Origin of the sequence: Serratia sp. H1w, assembly GCF_000633355.1 — a bacterium.
Taxonomy (GTDB): Bacteria; Pseudomonadota; Gammaproteobacteria; order Enterobacterales; family Enterobacteriaceae; genus Chania.
Genome location: NZ_AYMQ01000114.1, coordinates 1 through 5505 on the forward strand (window position 1 = coordinate 1; position 5505 = coordinate 5505).

The 5505-nt window shown below is 48.7% G+C and carries 7 protein-coding genes and 1 pseudogene; 6 read left to right on the forward strand and 2 right to left on the reverse strand.

The features are described 5' to 3' along the window. The first annotated feature begins 1138 nt into the window (after positions 1–1138). Positions 1139–2248: an alkene reductase gene (locus U869_RS0124340; RefSeq protein ID WP_025123864.1), complete on the forward strand. Its 1110-nt coding sequence runs from the start codon at positions 1139–1141 to the stop codon at positions 2246–2248. Here the strand turns inward: U869_RS0124340 and U869_RS0124345 are convergent, their stop codons facing one another. Beyond that, entirely contained in the window at positions 2249–3160 is a 912-nt protein-coding gene (locus U869_RS0124345) for a LysR family transcriptional regulator (RefSeq protein ID WP_025123863.1), read from the reverse strand. Positions 3161–3439: 279 nt separating this feature from the next. Between U869_RS0124345 and U869_RS0124350 the strand changes: the two genes are divergently transcribed. The 3 genes from U869_RS0124350 to U869_RS0124355 all read left to right on the forward strand — a co-directional run bounded on the left by U869_RS0124350 (position 3440) and on the right by U869_RS0124355 (position 4688). Next, the gene (locus tag U869_RS0124350) at positions 3440–3766 is read left to right on the forward strand and encodes an EthD family reductase (protein ID WP_025123862.1); all 327 of its coding nucleotides are present in this window, start codon (positions 3440–3442) and stop codon (positions 3764–3766) included. Positions 3767–3981: 215 nt separating this feature from the next. After that, the gene (locus U869_RS31095; RefSeq protein ID WP_071998283.1) at positions 3982–4371 is read left to right on the forward strand and encodes a GFA family protein; all 390 of its coding nucleotides are present in this window, start codon (positions 3982–3984) and stop codon (positions 4369–4371) included. Positions 4372–4430: 59 nt separating this feature from the next. Then, entirely contained in the window at positions 4431–4688 is a 258-nt protein-coding gene (locus U869_RS0124355) for a hypothetical protein (protein ID WP_025123861.1), read from the forward strand. Positions 4689–4737: 49 nt separating this feature from the next. Here U869_RS0124355 and U869_RS0124360 read toward each other — a convergent pair whose 3' ends face one another. Beyond that, entirely contained in the window at positions 4738–5085 is a 348-nt protein-coding gene (locus tag U869_RS0124360; RefSeq protein WP_025123860.1) for a DUF6404 family protein, read from the reverse strand. A gap of 98 nt (positions 5086–5183) precedes the next feature. Between U869_RS0124360 and U869_RS32290 the strand changes: the two genes are divergently transcribed. Together U869_RS32290 and U869_RS0124365 are read left to right on the forward strand one after the other, a co-directional pair. Continuing rightward, complete coding sequence (locus U869_RS32290) at positions 5184–5330, forward strand: hypothetical protein (protein WP_157834761.1); 147 nt, start codon at positions 5184–5186, stop codon at positions 5328–5330. Continuing rightward, a pseudogene (locus tag U869_RS0124365) lies at positions 5276–5458 on the forward strand (tyrosine-type recombinase/integrase); the annotation flags it as partial. The gene U869_RS32290 and the pseudogene U869_RS0124365, both read left to right, overlap by 55 nt. Positions 5459–5505: the final 47 nt, after the last annotated feature.

A 5505-nucleotide genomic window follows, 5' to 3' on the forward strand; every position in this document is an offset into this window, starting at 1 on the left:
ACACATTGAATACTTGACCGATGTTTTTGTATAAATCAGTGGATTGGTCGCATGAAGAAGAAGTAAGGGTTGTGAGAAATATAACAAGAGGATACGAAAAAGAATATGGTCAGGAAATTATTGCTATAGATAAAAACAGTATAAAGAAAATATATATAGGTAGCATTCACAGTTTTCCACTGGAAAGCGCAAACTTTATACTTAGTGAAATAAAAAAGAACTTACCAAATTGTGAGGTTTTACTCTGCAACACGAATGGTAAAGGTTGGAATATAAACGCGAAGCCATTCAGTAATCAATCTTAAAATTTAGATGGCACCTAATACAGCAGTCTGTTATTCGCTCAAAGCCGACTGTCAGATAAGATTGTGCCTATCTGCAGAAACTGTCAGTTCAGGCCTGAGCTAATCCCTCAGCGGCAAGATTGTTGCTGACAACCTTCAGTAAGGGGAGAAAGCCTGAAGATGTCAGTCAAAATGGCTATTACTCCACTTTTTGTTTTACAGCTCGATTTAAGTAGCTAGATGTTCCTGTAGTTGGCGTTCGCCACATGTCACGCTTTAAACCCGATATAGGACTAATCCAACAGACATGGGATAAAAACGTTGATTTCCAAGCCTATCAACTGGTTGTAATTTGACCGAGCCAAGTATCACTTCCCTGCATTGGTATACAATTAGGTATACACAACAAATCTTAACTCAAATTTTATCAGCAAATACAACAAATTAATAGATAAATTCAGATTCCCCCAGCCGATAGACCCGGCGACAATAACGAAAAAGCCCGCAATTCACGTTGCGGGCTTTTTTGTGCCTGAATCCAGAGCAAACAGACACTCACTTACCAACGTTAGCCCCTGCCCCCTCGCTCGCCAGTGCTCGACAGAATCATGATGGAAAGCATGCATTGCTTGTTCGCAACATCTGTTCATCGGTGACGCATATCAACACTCGAAATTAGCCAAGACCATTCTGAGCCTCATTTAATCCGCAGAAATTCTGCTATAGCAAGAACTGGCCTGCCCAAAAAAATCTGATCAGAAAGTAGAATTTATGGAGCATCAGTTCGGAACAAACAGCTGTTCACTTACGGCATCGCAGCGACCATCATATTTCTTTTGTTTAAGGAGAGAAAAATGGAAAAGTTGTTTACACCATTTAAAATCGGGGATACCCAACTTGTAAACCGCATAGTGATGGCTCCGATGACACGTTCACGGGCCACCGTGGGCGATAGTGCAGACGAACTGACGGCAAAATACTACCAGCAGCGTGCATCGGCAGGGTTGATTATAACTGAAGGGGCGCAGATCTCTGTGCAGGGACAGGGTTATCTCTTCACACCCGGCATTTATAACAATGAGCAAGTTAAAGGTTGGCAGCTGACGACAAAAGCCGTTCACGACGCGGGTGGCAAAATTTACATCCAGCTCTGGCATGTTGGCCGTATTTCACACCAGAGTCTGCAAATCGACGGACAGGCTCCTGTCAGTTCAGTCGCAGTACAGGCTAAAAACTCAACCTGCTACGCCCGTAATGAAGACGGTCAACCAGGCCCTGTGCCGGTTTCTGAGCCACGTGCATTGTCAGTGGCTGAGATCAAGGATGTGGTCTGCGATTACGTCCAGGCTGCAAAAAACGCCATGCGAGCAGGTTTCGATGGCGTTGAAATCCACGCCGCTAATGGATATCTGCTTGAGCAGTTTATCAATGGAGGGTTAAACACCCGTCAGGACCAATACGGTGGTACAGATCCTGAAAATCGGCTTCGTTTTGTGCTCGAAGTGACTGATGCCATCTCACAGGCAATTGGTGCAGGAAAAACCGGGATTCGCCTGGCACCATTCGGGCGTCTCTTTGATATGCATCCCTTTGAGGGAGAGGAAGAAACCTGGCTACTGCTGGCAAAACAACTCAGCAAACGCTCACTCTCCTATGTGCACCTGAGTGACCAGCAAACGCTGGGCGAACAGGCTATTCCCGCCGGATTTATTGAGAAGTTTCGCGCTGCGTATGACGGCCCGCTGATTATTGCCGGAGGCTTTGACAAACAACGCGCCGAACAGTATCTCCAGCAAGGAAAAGCCGATCTGATAGGCTTTGGGCGTCCTTATATTGCGAACCCGGACCTGGCCGAACGTATGGCCAATGACTGGCCTCTGAACGAGGTCAATCGGGCGACCATGTACGGTGGGGATGAAAAAGGATATACCGACTATCCTTTCTGGTCCGCTACCCAAGCATAATCAGTCGAGGAGGCCGTCTTCTGCTGCCTTAACCAATGTGTCCACAACGTGGCGTATTTTAGGCAGCAATTGACGGCTTTTCGGCCATAGCGCACTGATAGGCATTTCCCCACCAGAATGCCCAGGAAGAACCTCCCGCAGCTCACCACTCTCAAGATGTTTACCCACCAGCCACAGTGGCAACTGTGATAACCCGCATCCCGCCAGCGTGGCAGCAAGCATGGCGTCACCATCACCAAATTCATATGTCGCCGGTGGCGCAAAGCGGCTGATTTGGCCGTCATTCTCCTTCAGCAACCAGGAAATAGGTTGACTGCGACGGAGTCCGACAACGCACTGGTGCTGGCTCAGTTCATCCGGGCAGATAGGTTCTCCCTGCTTAAGCAGGTAGTCCGGTGATGCGCAGATAACCAGTTTTTGCGTCGTCAGCCTCCTGGCAACCAGACCGCTGCTATCCGCCAGTTCTCCGATACGGATGACAAGGTCAATACCCTCTTCGATAAGGTCAACAAACCGCTCACTGAATGTGACAGTCAGTGCCAGCTCAGGATAACGCCGGGTAATATCGAGGAGGATGGGCAGTATACGCTGTCGCCCGAATGCGGCGGGCAAATCAACCCGGAGCCGTCCCGAAGGCTGGAAGATATGGGAAGTCAGCTCCGCTTCGGCTTGTTCGAGGATGTCTATTGCGCTCTGACAACTGGCAAGAAATCGCTCGCCATCTGGTGTCAGGCTGAGCCGTCGTGTCGAACGCTGAAACAGCTTTAGCCCGAGGCGCTCCTCAAGGCGACCAACGCTTTTCCCGACGGCAGATTTGGTCAATCCCAGTTTTTCAGCCGCGGCAGTAAAACTGCCCTGCTGAGCCGTGGTGACAAAAGCAGTGATACCGCCGAGATGATCTGTTCTTCGCATAAGTGTCCGTCCGGGCCAGGTTCCGAGCCTCTAGTTGTGCAGAGGCTGCAAGAGAACGTGTCAGGTAAGTGCTCGCCGTAATTTCGTCATGACTTTGCATCACCTTCGCGCTTATTGTTGAATCTATGTCCGCATTATAGAGAATTAAGCCCGGTTTATCATGTAATAGAAAACAATCATACTGATCTCCTCTAGAACAGATCCGCCTCTGGATGGCGGTCTGAATGAGCAGTTTTCTCATCACTTTTTAAACACGCGGCTTAACGCTTAGGAGAAATGATGTCATCAGCAACAGGTTTTAAGCATGTGGGCTTTCTTACCCGCAAAAAGGGTCAAAGCTTTGAGGATTTTGTAAAGCATTGGGAAGAGGTTCATACCGCAATCACACTCAAACTCCCAGGCTTAAGAGGCTATGTTCTCAATCCTGTCGACCGTGAAAGATACCCGGATTCACCCGTTGATGGTTTCTCTGAGCTATGGTTTGACTCCATAGAGGACGCGGTTGCGGCTTTTGACTCCCCCGTCGGCAAAGCAGCCTATGAGGACGTTCCCAATTTCATTGAGCATGCCGCTATCACCTATATCACCGAAATCAGAAAGCTGTAGTTTCTTCTGGCCTGGCGGGTTTAATTGCAGGCTCGGCTCATTGATTATCCAAACGGGCGCAACATGCAGCATCCAGCCAAGAGAGATTCGTCAGCAGTCTGAATTACGTGCTTTTTTTGGACCTGCAATAAGGCGGGCCTTGCTTACCATCTATAGCGATTTCAAGCCCCGCCTGCTAACGTTAAGCAACCCATTCAACCAGTGAGCACACTCGGATGACCAACGAATTTTCCGGCGGATGCCTGTGCGGAGCCATACGCTTTAAGGCAATCAGCCCCAAGAACCCACATACCTGCTCATGTGATATTTGCCAAAAGCACACCGGTTCGCAATCCGCAGTGTGGGTTGAGTTTTCGGCCCCCAATGTGCAATGGACCGGGGAAGGTGGTAAACCCGCTACCTATCGTTCTTCAGCAGCCTCAAGCCGCGCCTTTTGCCCCCAATGTGGCAGTTCTATTGGTGTCATCGATGACGGCCCCGCTATCGCCTTACTCAGTGGGATATTTGATAACCCAAACGATCCTGCGCTGATACCGGAGTACCATTCTTTTGAGGATATGAAACCGGAGTGGTGGCAGAAACTATTTCCCAATTGCTCAACTTGACAGCACTCGGCATTTGTTCGATCTTAGGGCAGTCGTGACACCCGCTTGAGGAAGATATTATGGTGATTTACAGCTTTTTCGTGAAGGGCGAGCAGATTGTGGTACAGGACAACTCTGAGCCTGATTTCGCAGACAATCAGCAACAACTGCTGGATGAAGGCTATACCAAGCAATTTGAGGAGTTGCAAGCAGCCTCTCCGCAAGCGGCCCTTGCCAGATTTAAAGATATCAAGGGTGAGGAATACAAAACAGCGCATGCCTTTACCACTGGCGGCGTGTTTACCTCACTGATTGGTGCTTTATTGCCGAAAGGCTGATAGCTAATTTCCACCTTAGGCGAGTAACTTATAATGTCCTACTCGCCTATCAGAGATCGTTCCAATCAGGCAGTTTGTTCACCCGCTTTCGCCAATAGTGAAAAAGAGCCATAAAGAAGCCAAACAACACCCCAGCCAGCAAACTGGACTGCAACGCCATCAATACGCTGTAACCTTCATTAGCCCAGGTTGTTAGCCACATAAACAGGCCCCACACCGTGCCGAAAAAAACGCCGAAGCTAAGCATATTCAACCAAAACGACATAAACGGCGGCGGTGGGATTTGAACCCCTAACTTCCATAACAGACGCATGAGCGGCGGCGCATAGTTGCTGCGCCACATCTTCTTTTCTGCCATTAGTGCCAAGGCTCGTTGTTTCTTCTCAGCAAAAGTCATCGTCGAATTCCTTATCCTACAGCGGCCAATGAATAAAAAGCGTTTTTAAAACAATTCACTATACTGCAGATATTGCATTTATCTTTGGGGAATTAATCATGCAGAGCAAACTTGACCTCAACCTTGCCCGCATACTCTGCGAGGTTATCGATGCCGGTTCCGTTTCTGCCGCTGCGATGAACCTGCAAACGCTCACCCTCATATGCTACGCCACGCCTGCGGTTACTCGCTGGCAGACAAGGTGAAAGATACGCGACTGATACAGGATTACCTCGGGCACCGTAATATACAGCACACCGTGCTGTATACGGCAACCAATATGGCGCGTTTTAACAGCATTACCTTCGACGTTGAGCAGCAGGATAGGGTTTAGCCTGATAATCCCGCAATAGAGTTAGCGGTAATGCCTCTAATTAGTTG